Source organism: Streptomyces sp. NPDC085931, assembly GCF_044540565.1.
Taxonomy (GTDB): domain Bacteria; phylum Actinomycetota; class Actinomycetes; order Streptomycetales; family Streptomycetaceae; genus Streptomyces.
On sequence record NZ_JBITSK010000003.1, the window covers coordinates 507611 to 521456 of the forward strand.

Below are 13846 nucleotides of genomic sequence, written 5' to 3' on the forward strand. Positions count from 1 at the left end.
TCACCAGTGCCCGGGCTCGCTGCCGGTGATCGCCTCCGACGGCGTGCCGTCGACCCCGGCCGGCACGTCCCCGGCGAGCATGACCCGGTGCATGATCCGCGGGTGGTCGAGGTGGGCGGTGTCGCCGGGGGCCAGGTGCATGGTGGCGCGGTTGTCCCAGAACGCCACGCTGCCCGGCTCCCAGCGGAAGCGGACCGTGTACTCGGGCCGGACCGCCTGCTCCAGCAGCATCTCCAGGATCGCGCTGCTCTCGGGGCGGGACAGGCCGGCGATCTGCTCGACGTAGTAGCCGTTGACGTACAGGATCCGCTCACCCGTCTCGGGGTGGACGCGCACCAGGGGGTGCAGCGAGGCGACCTGGCGGTCCAGCAGGTGACGGACGTAGGCGTCGTCGCCGGGCCGGGGCTGGTAGCCGACGCCGAGCCGGTGCTCGGCCCGCAGCCCGTCCACGAAGTTCCGGAGCGGCGCGGACAGCCCGGCGTACGCCGCCGCCAGGTTCGCCCAGGTGGTGTCGCCGCCGTAGGGCGGGACGGTCTGCGCGCGCAGGATCGTCGCGGCGGGCGGGTCGACCCGGGCGCCGTGGTCGCAGTGCCAGCCGCGCAGCAGGGTGTGGCGGCGCCGGCGCAGCCACTCGTCGTGGTCCATGCCGTACCTCCCGCCCAGTTCCAGCCGGTCGGCGGTGGTCTCGATCTCGGGGAAGTCCGGCGGTGACGCCTTGCCGCGCCGAGGCAGCACCACCGGCTCCCCGAACCGCCGCGCGAACGCCACGTGCCCGGCGTGGTCCAGCCGCTGCTCCCGGAAGAACACGACCTTCCAGCGCAGCACCGCCGCCCTGATCGCGGCGACGACGGTGTCGTCGAGTTCGCCGGCCAGGTCGACGCCGTGGATCTCGGCGCCGATGTGCCCGGCGACGGGCCTCACCTCCAGCCCTGCCTCCCGCGCCGCCTCGTCCGTCGTCCGGCTGTCCGTCGTCATGAGCGCTCCGCTGGTCGTGGGCCGGGTCCGTCCCGGAGATCGTGACAGTGATCCCGGCCGGTGGCGACACCGCCCCGCGTTCCTCACACGGCGAACTCCCGGATCACCACGTCCCGGAACACCGCCCTGCCCTCCAGGGTGAACAGCGCCAGCCCGGTGTCCACCAGGTACGGGAACACCGCCGACGAGTGCGTGTACCGGCCGTCGTCCACGAACATCTCCACGGAGGTCCGGTCGACGAGGATCCGCAACCGCACCGCGCGCCGGGCCTCGTCGAACGGGCTGCGGCTCTCCTGCCACCGGCCGGACATGTCCGGGGAGACGCTGGGGCGGCGGTTGAGGAACGCGTAGTCGCGGTGGACACCGGCGTCGACGTGCCGCACCCCGTCCGGGGAGCGCCGCAGCTGCAGGCCCGCGCCCGCCGCCTGGTCCCAGGTGATCTCGCAGGTCAGCTCGTAGGCGGTGCCGCGGTGGTCGAGGAGCCGGGTGCCCTCCACCGCCAGGTCGCCGAGCCGCAGCGTGCGCGTGACGTACCGGTCGAGCGCGGCGACCGGCCGGGACGCCAGGTGGTACGTGCCGTCGCCGCCGCGCCCGAGGGTCACCTCGCGGACGATCGAGTCGGTGCCGTTGAAGCCGTCGCTGTCGATCGTGGGCGTGATGTGGGCGTAGTCCCAGTTGTTCAGCCAGCCGATCGCGTACCGGGTCCGTTCGTCGACCGTGCCGTCGGCGGCGTGCTGGGCGAAGGTGACCGCCCCGTACCAGTCCCAGCCGTGGTCGAGCCACTGCGGATCGGCCGTGTCGGCGGTGAAGGCGCTGCCGTCGAAGGAGCCCGTCCAGTAGGCGTAGGTGTTCGGCAGCCCGGCGCCCTTGCCGTTCGCGCTCACGCCCAGCACCCACTTCGCCGTGCCGTCGGCGGCGCGGATGCGGAACAGGTCGGGGCACTCCAGCACGCCGATGCCCTGCCGCACGAAACCGCTCGCGTACGTCCAGGACCTGAGGTCTGCGGAGTGGTAGAAGCCCACCTTGTCGTTCTCGGCGAGGGCCATCACCCACCGGCCGCGTTCCTCGTCGCGGATCACCTTCGGGTCGCGGAAGTCGCGCACGCCGGGATTGGGCAGCACGGGCGCGGTGCCGTGCGGGACGAAGGTGCGGCCGCCGTCGGTGGAGTAGTACAGGTACTGGGCCTGGTCGGCCGGGCCGTCGTGCGGGGACATGGTCGCCAGGACGACCACCGCCCCCGCCCCGAAGCCCGCCGTGTTCCCGCTGTCGACCACCGCCGAGCCCGACCAGACGTCGCCGTTCGGTGTCGTGTCCTTGGGCACGGCGATGCCCCGGTCGGTGAAGGAGACCAGGTCACGGCTGGTGGCCAGCCGCCACGCGGTACCGACCTCACCGGCGAGGTAGTCGGCGTTGTGGAGGTAGTAGTAGTGGTACTCCCCGTCGATCCACACCGGGCGCTGGGGGTCGTTCTTCCACTGGCCGGGGACGGTGAAGTGGTACGCGGCGCGGTAGCCGGTCCCGGCCGTGCGCGGCTCGGCCGCGGCCGGGCCCGCCGCGGGCAGCAGGGCCCCGGCGGCTCCCACGGCCGACCCGGCGAACAGCGCTCTCCTGGTGATCCCGCCCATCACAGACCTCGTCCCTCTCGTCGAAAACGGTGGCTCATGGGTTCAGGACTGTCCGACCTAACTCGTTAAAGGTCAAGCGGTCGCGCGCCTTGACAGCGCCTCGCCGCGCTCACATCATCTGGGGCATCACCCCACGGCTAACACGAGTTAGGCCCCTGACACGATGACCGACTCGCACCTCACCCGCCGCGCCCTGTTGCGGTACGGCGCCTACGGCGCGGGGGCCGCCGCCCTGGCCGGCACCGCCGCGAACTGGGACCGGCTCACCGGAGCCGACATCCCCGGCCGGGACGACGGCTCCCTCGTCGTCGCCACCCTGGGCCCCGCCTACGGGACGGAGGCCATCCGCACCCTCCAGCAGGGGTTCGCCGAGCTGCACCCCGACATCAAGCTGCGGATCAACACAGTCCAGGCCGTCGACTGGTCGGACTTCTTCGCGAAGATCCTCACCCAGGTCGCCGCCGGTACCGCCCCCGACCTCGTCTACGTCGCCACCGAGGGCGTGCAGCTGTTCGCGCGGCGCCTCGGCGTGGCCCTGGACCGGTGGGTGAAGCGGGACGCGGCCGAGCTGAAGGAGTACTTCGCGGACGTCCACCCCTCGCTGGTGGAGTCGATGATGTACGAGGGCAGCCTGTACCAGCTGCCGGTGGAGTTCAACGCGGCCGACATGTACCTCAACCGGCGGGTGCTGCAGCGGGCGGACGCCGCGTTCCCGCCGGCGGACTGGACCCGCGACGACTTCACGGCGCTGCTGCGGGACATGAAGAGGTCGAGCGGCGCGCGCTTCACGCCGTACTTCTGGACCAACCGGCTGTGGGGCGGCGTGGTGCCCTGGCTGTTCGCCAACGACACCAACCTGCTCGCCGAGTCCAAGGCACCGGGCGGGCAGTGGCTGTGGGACGCCTTCTACCCGGCGGGGCAGCGCGCGGGCCGCGGCGGCGGCTTCCGCTGGACGACCCCGCAGGCCACGCACGACCGGGTGGAGGAGGTCTACGACTACCTGGCCTCCCTCGTCCAGGACGGTCTGTGCACCCGCCCCGAGGGCGGCAACGGCCAGAACCTCATCGGCGTGTTCTCCACGGGCCGGGTCGGGGTCACCCCGGCGGGCGGCTTCTGGGCGGGCGGACTGCACCTGGCGGGACTGGACCGCGACGGCTTCGACGTGCAGTACTTCCCGCGCTGGCGCGCCCAGCGGATGCAGTACGGCGCGGCGGGCTACGCGCTGCTGCGCACGTCGCGGAGGCAGGACGAGGCCTGGGAGTTCATCAAGTACGCCGCCCGCCGGGACACCCTGGAGCGGCTGTTCGCCACGAACCAGACGACCCCGGCCCGCCGCTCCCTGCTCACCGCCGAACGCTACGAGAGGACCGGCCCGGCGCGCTGGCCGGTCTTCTACGACACCCTCGACCGCTTCCCGGACACCGGGCCGATCCCGGCGCCGCCGCAGGTCGCCGAGGTCGAGCAGGTGCTGCTGAAGCACACGGGCACGGCGCTGGCCTCGCCGCGCTCGGTGCGACCCGCGCTGCGCCGGATGCAGAGCGATCTGGAGAAGGCCATGGAGCGTGAGGTATGACGAACACCCAGACCCCGCCCGCCCGGGCCGCCCGCCCCGAGGCGCCCCCGTCCCCGGCGCCCGCGCGTCCGGCGGCCCGCGAACGCGGCACCCGGCTGCTCGCGACCCTGTTCCTGGCCCCGACGATCGCCGGCATCGTCGTCTTCACGGTCGTGCCGATCGCCGGTTCGGTGGTGCTGAGCCTCTTCCACTGGAATGTGATCGACTCCCCCTCCTACGCCGGAGCGGCCAACTACCGCGAGGCGCTCGGCGACGGGACCGTGCTGGTGTCCTTCCGCAACACGCTGGTGTTCATGGTGCTCGCGGTGGCGCTGCAACTGCTCGTCGCGCTCGCCCTGGCGCTCGCCGTCGACGGGCGCATGCCGGTGTGGCTGCGGTCGGTGTTCCGCTCGGCGTTCTTCTTCCCGCTGGTGCTGTCCGCGGCGTCGATCTCGGTGGTGATGAAGTACCTGTTCAACCAGGACTTCGGAGTGATCAACTGGCTGCTCGGCTTCGCCGGGATCGCCCCGGTGCCCTGGCTGACCTCGGAGCACGCGGCCATGGCGACCGTGGTCCTGGTCTACGTCTGGCAGCAGTTCGGCTTCTCGTTCCTGCTGTTCGTCGGCGGCCTGAACAACATCCCGAAGGAGATCCACGAGGCCGCCGCCCTGGACGGCGCGACCGGCCTGCGCAAGCACCTCAGCGTCACCCTGCCGCTGCTGTCGCCGACCCTGCTGGTCGCCTCCGTCGTCGGCATCATCAACGCGCTCCAGGTCTTCGAGCAGCCCTACGTCCTCACCGACGGCGGCCCCGGCGACTCCACCCGCACGGTCGTCATGGTGATCTACGAGACGGCCTTCGAGCAGCTGCGCTTCGGCGAGGCGTCCGCGGTGGGCGTCCTGCTGTTCGTGCTGATCATGGCGGTCACCGCCCTCCAGTTCCGGCTCAGCCGGCGTTTCGTCCACTACCAGTGAGCCGGGTGAGTCCTGTCATGAGCCAAGCAACCCTGTCCTCCGGCCGCCTGCGGCACGCGCTGGCGCCCTGGGCGCGGATCGCCGGGCTGACCGTGTGCGCGCTGCTCACCCTCGGCCCGGTGGTGTGGACGGTCTCCACCTCGCTGCGCACGCCGGCCGAGGCGTTCGACCTGCCGCCGCAGCTGATCCCCGCGAACCCCTCCGCCGAGGCCTACCGCGGGGTGTTCGACCAGATCGACGTCTGGCTGCTCGCACTGAACTCCACGCTGGTCACGGGCCTGATCGCGCTCGGCCAGATGATCACCGCGGGCCTGGCCGGGTACGCCTTCGCCCGGCTGGAGTTCCGCTTCAAGAAGCCGCTGTTCGGCCTGGTGCTGGCGACGATGATGGTGCCGCTGCAGGTCACCATCGTGCCGGTGTTCCTCGTGCTGAAGTCGATGAGCCTGACGGACACCCTGCTCGGGCTGATCGTCCCGGCGTTCCCGACCGCCTTCGGCACGTTCCTGATGCGCCAGTACTTCCTGGGCATGCCCAAGGACCTGGGCGAGGCGGCGATGCTGGACGGCGCCTCACCGTGGCGGACCTTCCGGTCCGTGTACGCCCCGCTGGCCTCGCCCGGCCTGGCGATCGTCGGCGTCCTGGCCTTCAACTACCACTGGAACGAGTTCTTCCGGCCCCTGATCCTGGAGACGTCGGGCCAGAACTACACACTGCCGCTGGGCCTGGTCTCCCTCCAGGGCAACCTCGGCACCGGCTCCGTCTCCGTCGTCCTCGCCGGTGTCGTCCTGTCCATGATCCCCGCCGTCGCCGTGTTCGTCGTCGGCCAGCGCCCTCTGCGCGAGGGCATCACGTCCGCTGGAGTCAACCGTTGAGCCTCGCCGCTCCCCCGCAGGACCCGCACGCCCCGCGCTTCCGGGTCCGCCCGCCCGCCCACTGGATGAACGACCCCAACGGGCCGTTCCGCTGGCGCGGCCGCTACCACCTCTTCTACCAGCACAACCCGGACGCCCCGGTGCACGCCAACGTCCACTGGGGCCACGCCTCCAGCGCCGACCTCGCGCACTGGGAGCATCACCCGATCGCGCTCACCCCGACCCCGGGCGGACCGGACGAGGCGGGCTGCTGGTCGGGCTGCACGGTCGACGACGGGGGCGTGCCGACGGCCGTCTACACCGGGGTCGACCGGCACCACACCGGCCTGGGGACGATCTGCCTGGCCCGGGCGGCCGACCCGGACGACCCGCTGCTGACCGCGTGGGTCCCGTCGGCCGCGCCGGTGGTCGCGGGCCCGCCGGAGGGCCTGGACGTGGTGATGTTCCGCGACCCGTTCGTCTTCCGGCACGCGGGGCGGCGCCGGGCGCTGGTCGGCGCGGGACACGCCGACGGCACCCCGTCGGTGCTGCTCTACGACTGCGACGACCTGACCGACTGGCGGTTCGCCGGGGTGCTCCTGGACGGCCGTGACCCGGTCGCCCGGGCGGCGTTCGGGGACCGGGCCACCGGCTGGGAGTGCCCCCAGCTGTACGCGACGGGCGACGGCCGGTGGGTGCTGGTCCTGTCGCTGTGGGACGGCCACCCGTGGACCACCGGATACCTCACGGGCCGGCTGGACGCGGGCCCGCGCTTCGTCGCGCACACCGGCGGCCGGCTCGACCACGGCCGCGACTTCTACGCCCCGGCCGTGCTCCAGGAGCCCGGCCGCGCCCTGCTGTGGGGCTGGTCGTGGGAGGCCCGGGAGCGGGGCGACGCCGACTGGGCCGGTGTCCTCACCGCTCCCCGGGTCGTCGACGTCCACCCCGACGGGGCGCTGCGCGTGACCCCGGCGCCGGAACTGGACCGGCTGCGCGCCGCCGGACCGTTCGTCACCGCCCCGGGCCGGGCCGCCCTGCCGGCGGCGTACGACCTGACGGTGACCGCGCGCGGCGCCACCACCGTGAGCCTGCTGCGCTCGGCCTCGGGCGCCGAGCTGACGGTCCGGCTGGATCCGGGCACCGGCACGGTGACCCTGGACCGCGCCGGCTGGCCCCGCCCGGGGACCGGGGCCCCCGTCGTCGCCCGGGTGCCCCCGGGCGGGGAGCTCACCGTGCGGGTCCTCGTCGACGGCTCGCTGTACGAGCTGTTCGCAGGCGACCGGGCGACGATCACCGAGCGCGTCTATCAACGGGCCGACGACATCCAGGAGTTGGACGTCACGGGGCCCGGCGTGGCCGTCAGCGGATGGGAGCTGGTCCCACCGACGCGCGGCTGATCACCGGGCAGGCCAGGCGCCGCACGGTGGCGGGCGGCGTCCGGCCGGTGGCTATCGCGTCCAGCAACAGCCGCGCGGCGGTCTCGCCCATCGCCCGGTGCGGCAGGGCCACGGTGGTCAGCGGCGGCGTGAGGTGGGCGGCCATGTGCTCCTGGTCGTCGTAGCCCACCACCGACAGGTCACCGGGGACGGAGATCCCGAGCCGGGTCGCGGCGTGCAGGACACCCGCCGCGACCCGGTCGTTGTACGCGAAGATCCCGGTGGGCCGCCGCTCACCCGGGACGGCGTCGAGCAGACGGGCGGCGCCTTCGTAACCGCTGGAGATCTCCCCGCCGGTGCGCACCACCCAGTCCCTCGGCACGGTGACGCCCTCGGCGCGCAGCGCGTCCCGGAAGCCGCGCAGCCGCTCGACGGACGCGATGTCGTCCTGCCCGCCGACCAGCGCGACCCGCCGGTGTCCCTGTTCGAGCAGCAGCCGGGCCGCCGTACGGCCACCGGCCCGCTCGGCCGGGATCACGGCGGGCAGCGAGCCGTCCTCGGGCAGGCAGTTGGCCAGCACGGAGTGGGTCCGGTGCAGTCCCTCCGGGACCCGGACGCGGCGCAGGGACATGGCCGCGTAGATGATGCCGTCGACCCGCCGGTCGAGCAGCTCGGCGACGGCCGCGTCCTCCTTGGCCGGGTCGCCGCCGGAGTCGACGGTGAGGACCAAGTGGTCTCCGGCCCAGGCGGTGTCCATGGCGCCGCGCAGCAGCCGGCCCGCGAAGGGCGAGGAGGCGATCTCGTCGGTGACCAGGCCTATCACGGCCGTACGGCGGCTGCGCAGGCCGCGCGCCACCGGGTCGGGCCGGTAGCCGAGCCGGGCGGCCGCCTGGCGGATGCGCTCCTGGGTGGCGGGCGAGAGGTTTCCGTCGGCCCGGCCGTTGAACACGAACGACACCGCGGTGTGCGACACACCGGCCAGGCGGGCGACGTCCCGTGAGGTGGGTCGTCCCGATCCCGCCGCCGTCCTGTCCTCGGCACCGCCCATGCGTCCGCCGTCCTCGTCCCCCAGCCGTCCGGTTGATCATTGCTCACCCTATCCGTGACGCTGGAGGGACGACACAGTCAACGGGAAGGTCCCACGGTGATCAGCATCCCGACGCACACGCTCAACGACGGTACGACGCTCCCCGCCCTGGGCCTGGGCACCTGGCCGCTCGGCGACGACGAGGCGCAGGCGGCGGTGGTCACGGCCCTGGAGGCGGGCTACCGCCTGGTCGACACGGCGACGAACTACCGCAACGAGACCGGGGTCGGCCGGGCCGTGGCCGCCGGTGTGGTGCCGCGCGAGGAGATCGTCGTGACGACGAAGCTCCCGGGCCGCCACCACGGCTACGCGGAGACCCTCGCCTCCTTCGAGGAGTCCCGGGCCCGCCTCGGTCTGGAGTACGTCGACCTGTACCTCATCCACTGGCCGCTGCCCCGTGTGGACCGGTACGTCGACTCCTGGAAGGCCATGATCAAGCTGCGCGAGGACGGGCTGGTGCGGTCGATCGGCGTCTCGAACTTCACGGCCGGGCACATCGAGCGGCTGGAGAAGGAGACCGGGGTGCTGCCCTCGGTCAACCAGATCGAGCTGCACCCGCTCTGGCCGCAGGAGGAGCTGCGTGCCTTCCACGCGGCCAAGGGCATCGTCACCGAGAGCTGGAGCCCGCTGGGCCGGGGCACGCTCCTGCTGGAGGACCCGGCGATCGCGCGGATCGCCGAGGCGCACGGGGTGAGTGCGGGGCAGGTGGTGCTGCGCTGGCACCTCCAGCTCGGCGCGGTGCCGGTCCCGAAGTCGGCGAGCCCCGAACGGCAGCGTGCCAACCTCGACGTGTTCGGCTTCGAGCTGAGCGAGGACGAGCTGACCGCGATCGCGGACCGGGCGCGGCGACGGGTCGGCGGTGACCCGGAGGTGCACGAGGAGTTCTGACGTCGTCCGGGACCACGGCACCTGTGAGCCGCTCGGCCACGACCGCGCGGGGCGGCCCGTGGACTTCGCGCAGTCGCCGGAGCACGGGCACGCCACGTTCCGGCTGCACGGGGCGAAGCTGCGCCGCGGGTACGCCCTGACCCGGTTCCGCAGCGCTCGACAGGGCGCGGGCGAGGAGGCGTGGCTGCTGGTGAGGCGGGCCGGCGGCACCGGAGGGCCCGGCGCCCCGGATCCGCGCCGAGCCCGTTCCGCGCGGTCCGGCCGCACCCTCGGCCAGGTCGCCTCGGACGCGGCGCGCCGGTGAGGTACCCGGCCGGGCCGCGGCCCGGTCAGAGCACCGGTGTGAGCGGTTGCTCGCACCAGATGGTCTTGCCCCGCGCGGTCTGCCGGCTGCCCCAGCGCTGGGTGAGCTGGGCGACCAGCAGCAGTCCCCGTCCGCCCTCGTCGTCCTGGTGGGCCCGCCGCAGGTGCGGCGAGGTCGAACTGCCGTCGGAGACCTCGCAGATGAGCGTCCGGTCGCGGATCAGCCGGAGCTGGACGGGCGGGGCGCCGTGGCGGATGGCGTTGGTGACCAGTTCGCTGACGACGAGTTCGGTGACGAAGGCCGTCTCGTCCAGGCCCCACGCGGTGAGCTGCTCGGTCGCGGCCTGCCGGGTGGCGGCCACCTGCGCGGGGTCCGGTGTCACGTCCCAGGTGGCGACCTGGTCCGCGCCGAGCGCCCGGGTGCGGGCCAGCAGCAGGGCCACGTCGTCGCCGGGCACCTCGGGCAGGACGGACTTCAGCACGGCGTCGCAGAGGGCGTCGAGCGAGTCGGCGGGGACGGTCAGGGCGCGGCACAGCTCGTCGGTGGCGTGGTCGATGTCGCGGTCGCGGTCCTCGACGAGCCCGTCGGTGTAGAGGGCGACGAGGGAGCCCTCGGGCAGCTGGAGTTCCGTCGCCTCGAACGGCAGCCCTCCCACGCCCAGCGGGGGTCCCGCGCTCATGGGGATCAGCCGGGCCGAGCCGTCGGGCAGCACCAGGGCGGGGGCGGGGTGCCCGGCGGCGGACAGGCTCAGCCGGCGCGTGACGGGGTCGTAGACGGCGTAGAGGCAGGTCGCGCCCAGCTCCGGCACCTCCTCGCCCTTGTCGTCGGAGGCGAGATGGGTGACCAGGTCGTCGAGGTGGGTGAGGAGTTCGTCGGGGGGCAGGTCCACGTCGGCGAGGGTGCGCACGGCCGTGACCAGCCGGCCCATGGTCGCCGAGGAGGGGATGCCGTGGCCGACGACGTCGCCGACGACCAGGGCCACGCGGCTGCCGGAGAGCGGGATCACGTCGAACCAGTCGCCGCCGATGCCGGCCGCCGAGCCGGAGGGCAGATAGCGGTGGGCGACCTCGACGGCCGCCTGGCCCGGCAGGCCCTTGGGCAGGAGGCTGTGCTGGAGGGCCAGGGCGGTGGTGCGTTCGCGGGCGAAGCGGCGGGCGTTGTCGACGCAGACGGCGGCCCGGCTGGCGAGTTCCTCGGCGAAGACGGCGTCGTCCTCGGCGTAGTCGTCCGGCTGGTGGATGCGCACGGCGACGGCGACTCCGAGGGTGGTGCCCCGGGCCCGCAGCGGCACCGCCATCATCGAGTGCGCGCCCAGCCGGTAGGGCCGGCCGCCGGGGGCGCGGGCGTTGCGTTCGGCGACCCAGCACATGAAGGACGGCTCCCCGGCCTGGCTGATGACGGCCCGGCCCTCCCGCATGGCGCGGGCGATGGGGGAGAAGGAGGGGTAGACGTCGACGTCTCCGAGGTGGACGGCGGCCTCCGGGGTTCCGCCGGTGACCGAGCCGTGGGCGACGCGGCGCAGGGCGACCTCCTCGGCGGCCACCGCCGGCGGCTCGTCCGCGCCGAGGACCCAGTCGAACAGGTCGACGCTCGCGAAGTCGGCGAACCGGGGCACGACGACGCCGGTCAGCTCCTCGGCGGTGCGCACCACGTCCAGGGTGGTGCCGATGGCGGCCGCGGCCTCGTTCAGCAGGGCCAGCCGCTGCCGCGCCCAGTACTGCTCGGTGCTGTCGAACGCGGCCAGCGCGGTGCCGACGAGGGCTCCGGCGGCGTCCCGGACGGGCCACATCTCGGTGACCCAGGCGTGCTCCCGGTTCAGGGCCGGTGCGCCGGTGAAGCTCTCGTAGCGCAGCGGCCGGCCCGTCTCCGCGACCTGGCGCAGGTGCCAGTCGAAGCCGCGGCTGTGCTCCGCTTCCTCCACCGTCTCCGGGAAGTGCCGGCCGACCAGGCTCTCCTCGGACACGCCCATCAGATGGCAGGCGGCGTCGTTCAGCCGCAGGTAGCGCTGGCTGGTGTCGAAGACGGACATCGAGATGGACGCCTGCTGGAACGCGCGGCCCGCGAGGGAGGTCTCCGCGCGGCCGGGCGGCGCCGCGGTGATCACATAGCCGTCGGGTTCCCCGTCCCGCCCGGTCACGGGGCAGGCCTTGACCCGGACGCCGACCAGGTAGCCGTCGCGGTGGCGCACCATGACGGTGCCCGACCGCTCCGACAGCGCCTCGGGCGGCACGTCCTCGGCGAGCAGCTCCCGTACGGCCCGGCCCACGGCTTGTGCGGACGGGTAGCCGGTCAGCTGCCGGGCTCCCTCGCTCCATCCCGTCACGATGCCGCGGGCGTCGATGATCGCAGCGGCGGAGGCGTCCTCCATGTCGTCCAGGATCATCCCATTGCCGCCCGGTATCAACCGCGGTCCCGCAGGCGGGACCGCGGACACCCCCTGAAGCCGGTCGGCTCGGTCCCGGCGGCTCAGCCCCGCGAGGACCGCAGCGCGGCGAGCGCCCGGTCGGCGTGGGTGTTCATGCGCAGCTCGCTGCGGACGACGTCCAGGACGGTGAAGTCCTGCGCTATGACGAACGTGGCGCGCTTGGTGGGGGCCAGGGAGAAGCCGCGCTTCACGCCGAACCGCTCGCGGACCGTGCCGTCGGCGTCGGACAGCAACGGCATGCCGAGGGCGTGCCGCCCGGCGAACTCCTGCTGCCGCTCGACGGCGTCGCCGCTGATGCCGGCGGGCCGCGCGCCGACGGCGGCGAACTCGGCGGCGAGGTCACGGAAGTGGCAGGCCTGGGCGGTGCAGCCGGGGCTGAGGGCGGCCGGGTAGAAGAACAGCACGGCCGGTCCCTCGGCGAGCAGCGCGGACAGACTGCGTTCGGTGCCGGTCTCGTCGGGCAGGGTGAAGTCCTCGACCGTGTCCCCCCTCTCCACGCGCGCGGTCACGACCGGCCCTGCGCGTTCCGTGCGACTCCGCGCGCCCACAGCACGAGGGGCACCTGCAGCGGCAGCCGGCCGAAGGCCGCGGCCTTCTGCGGGGCCGGGCGGTGGCGCCAGTCGGCGGCCATCTTCACGTTGGCGGGGAACACCCCGACGAAGAACGCGGCCGTGGCGAGCGCGGCCGCCTTGCGGGTGCGGGGCAGGGCGAGACCGGCGGCCAGGGCCAGCTCGGCGGCGCCGCTGGCGTACGTCCAGCCGCGCGGCCGGCCCGGCAGGGCGTCCGGGACGATCGCGTCGAAGGGGCGGGGCGCGGCGAAGTGGGCGACGCCCGCGGTGGCCAGCAGGCCGGCGAGCAGCAGGGGCGAGCGTTCGGACCGGGGCACGGTTCCTCCTCTGGGGGCCTGCCGCGGGATATTACTGGACGGTAGCCGCGTCAGTTCTCCCGGCCCCGCGCGCGCCGGACATGAGCACCGGGCGTGTAGCCGAACGAGCGGCGGAAGACGTCGATGAACGCGCTGGCGGAGGACCAGCCGCAGCGGTGGGCGACAGTGGTGACGGGCATGCCGTCGGCCAGCATGCGCAGGGCGTGGTAGAGCCGCGACTGGGTGCGCCACTGCGGGAAGGTCATGCCCAGCTCGGCCCGGAACAGCCGGCTGAGGGTCCGCTCCCCCACCCCGGTCGCGGCCCCCAGCGCGGCGAGGGTGCGCGGGTCGGCCGGGTCGGCGTGCACGAGCGCGCAGACGGCGGCCAGCCGGGGGTCGGTGGGGGTGGGCAGGCGCAGCGGCTGCTGGGGCGAGAGGCGCAACCGGTCGCGCAGCACGGCGCCCAGCCGCCGCCGCTCGGGCCCGTCGTCTCCGGGGTCGCGGGTGTAGGCGAGGATCAGCTCGCGCAGCAGCGGATCGACGGCGAGGACGGCCGGGTGGTCCAGGCCGACGGGGTTGTCACCGGCGGGCAGGCCGACGAGGTGCAGGTCCAGGCGGCCGTGGGCCCGGTGGGCGTGGACGGTGCCGGCCGGGATCCACAGCGCGCGGGTGCCGGGAGCGAACCAGGTGCCGGCATCGGTGGTGACCTCGACGACACCGGAGCCCGCGTAGACGATCTGGTGGTCGTCGTGCCGGTGCGCGTCGATGCGGTCGCCGGCGGTGAGCCGCCGGGCCCGGGTCGGCGCCGTGTGGGTGTGGCGGATGTTCGGCACAATCGGGCAGATTATCGGAAGCGGGCCACCGGGGAGGCGGACGACGATCGCCGGGTGACCACTTCACCGCACGACCACGACCGGAACCGGC

12 protein-coding genes and 1 pseudogene are annotated in these 13846 nt (G+C 73.8%); 6 read left to right on the forward strand and 7 right to left on the reverse strand.

The window, feature by feature from the left end:
• Together ACIGAN_RS08235 and ACIGAN_RS08240 are read right to left on the reverse strand one after the other, a co-directional pair.
• Positions 1–975 carry a TauD/TfdA dioxygenase family protein gene (locus ACIGAN_RS08235; protein WP_399856040.1) on the reverse strand — a complete coding sequence of 325 codons (975 nt, stop codon included), beginning with the start codon at positions 973–975 and terminating at the stop codon, positions 1–3.
• Positions 976–1058: 83 nt separating this feature from the next.
• The gene (locus ACIGAN_RS08240) at positions 1059–2600 is read right to left on the reverse strand and encodes a glycoside hydrolase family 32 protein (protein ID WP_399856042.1); all 1542 of its coding nucleotides are present in this window, start codon (positions 2598–2600) and stop codon (positions 1059–1061) included.
• Between the two features lie 163 nt (positions 2601–2763).
• Between ACIGAN_RS08240 and ACIGAN_RS08245 the strand changes: the two genes are divergently transcribed.
• From ACIGAN_RS08245 to ACIGAN_RS08260, 4 genes are read left to right on the forward strand one after another with little or no spacing between them, the layout of a single operon-like run.
• Positions 2764–4173 (forward strand): extracellular solute-binding protein, encoded by a 1410-nt coding sequence (locus ACIGAN_RS08245; protein ID WP_365743648.1) that lies wholly within the window; start codon positions 2764–2766, stop codon positions 4171–4173.
• Positions 4170–5126 (forward strand): carbohydrate ABC transporter permease, encoded by a 957-nt coding sequence (locus tag ACIGAN_RS08250; protein WP_399856045.1) that lies wholly within the window; start codon positions 4170–4172, stop codon positions 5124–5126. The genes ACIGAN_RS08245 and ACIGAN_RS08250 overlap by 4 nt, the downstream gene beginning before the upstream one ends.
• A gap of 17 nt (positions 5127–5143) precedes the next feature.
• Complete coding sequence (locus ACIGAN_RS08255; protein ID WP_365743644.1) at positions 5144–5998, forward strand: carbohydrate ABC transporter permease; 855 nt, start codon at positions 5144–5146, stop codon at positions 5996–5998.
• The gene (locus ACIGAN_RS08260; protein WP_399856047.1) at positions 5995–7374 is read left to right on the forward strand and encodes a glycoside hydrolase family 32 protein; all 1380 of its coding nucleotides are present in this window, start codon (positions 5995–5997) and stop codon (positions 7372–7374) included. The genes ACIGAN_RS08255 and ACIGAN_RS08260 overlap by 4 nt, the downstream gene beginning before the upstream one ends.
• On the opposite strand, the gene ACIGAN_RS08265 is transcribed toward ACIGAN_RS08260, so the two are convergent.
• Positions 7337–8401: a LacI family DNA-binding transcriptional regulator gene (locus ACIGAN_RS08265; protein WP_399856050.1), complete on the reverse strand. Its 1065-nt coding sequence runs from the start codon at positions 8399–8401 to the stop codon at positions 7337–7339. The genes ACIGAN_RS08260 and ACIGAN_RS08265 overlap by 38 nt on opposite strands.
• Before the next feature lie 96 nt (positions 8402–8497).
• Here ACIGAN_RS08265 and ACIGAN_RS08270 point away from each other — a divergent pair, with 96 nt between their 5' ends.
• Together ACIGAN_RS08270 and ACIGAN_RS08275 are read left to right on the forward strand one after the other, a co-directional pair.
• Positions 8498–9328: an aldo/keto reductase gene (locus ACIGAN_RS08270; protein WP_399856053.1), complete on the forward strand. Its 831-nt coding sequence runs from the start codon at positions 8498–8500 to the stop codon at positions 9326–9328.
• Between the two features lies 1 nt (position 9329).
• Positions 9330–9632 (forward strand): annotated as a pseudogene (locus tag ACIGAN_RS08275) (3'-phosphoesterase); the annotation flags it as partial.
• Positions 9633–9657: 25 nt separating this feature from the next.
• Here the strand turns inward: ACIGAN_RS08275 and ACIGAN_RS08280 are convergent.
• The 4 genes from ACIGAN_RS08280 to ACIGAN_RS08295 form a co-directional block, all read right to left on the reverse strand.
• The gene (locus tag ACIGAN_RS08280) at positions 9658–12000 is read right to left on the reverse strand and encodes a SpoIIE family protein phosphatase (protein ID WP_399856056.1); all 2343 of its coding nucleotides are present in this window, start codon (positions 11998–12000) and stop codon (positions 9658–9660) included.
• A 98-nt stretch (positions 12001–12098) separates the two neighbouring features.
• Positions 12099–12566, reverse strand: coding sequence for a peroxiredoxin (locus ACIGAN_RS08285; protein ID WP_365096209.1), 468 nt, complete (start codon positions 12564–12566; stop codon positions 12099–12101).
• Positions 12563–12943: a DoxX family protein gene (locus ACIGAN_RS08290; protein ID WP_399856060.1), complete on the reverse strand. Its 381-nt coding sequence runs from the start codon at positions 12941–12943 to the stop codon at positions 12563–12565. The genes ACIGAN_RS08285 and ACIGAN_RS08290 overlap by 4 nt, the downstream gene beginning before the upstream one ends.
• Positions 12944–12993: 50 nt before the next feature.
• Positions 12994–13755 carry an AraC family transcriptional regulator gene (locus ACIGAN_RS08295; protein ID WP_399856063.1) on the reverse strand — a complete coding sequence of 254 codons (762 nt, stop codon included), beginning with the start codon at positions 13753–13755 and terminating at the stop codon, positions 12994–12996.
• Positions 13756–13846 lie beyond the last annotated feature (91 nt).

Bases quoted from the DNA above. Each gene is read 5' to 3' on its own strand.
- ACIGAN_RS08245 (WP_365743648.1), top strand. From the start codon at position 2,764: ATGACCGACTCGCACCTCACCCGCCGCGCCCTGTTGCGGTACGGCGCC.
- ACIGAN_RS08265 (WP_399856050.1), bottom strand. From the start codon at position 8,401: ATGGGCGGTGCCGAGGACAGGACGGCGGCGGGATCGGGACGACCCACC.
- ACIGAN_RS08280 (WP_399856056.1), bottom strand. From the start codon at position 12,000: ATGGAGGACGCCTCCGCCGCTGCGATCATCGACGCCCGCGGCATCGTG.
- ACIGAN_RS08240 (WP_399856042.1), bottom strand. From the start codon at position 2,600: ATGGGCGGGATCACCAGGAGAGCGCTGTTCGCCGGGTCGGCCGTGGGA.
- ACIGAN_RS08255 (WP_365743644.1), top strand. From the start codon at position 5,144: ATGAGCCAAGCAACCCTGTCCTCCGGCCGCCTGCGGCACGCGCTGGCG.
- ACIGAN_RS08250 (WP_399856045.1), top strand. From the start codon at position 4,170: ATGACGAACACCCAGACCCCGCCCGCCCGGGCCGCCCGCCCCGAGGCG.
- ACIGAN_RS08235 (WP_399856040.1), bottom strand. From the start codon at position 975: ATGACGACGGACAGCCGGACGACGGACGAGGCGGCGCGGGAGGCAGGG.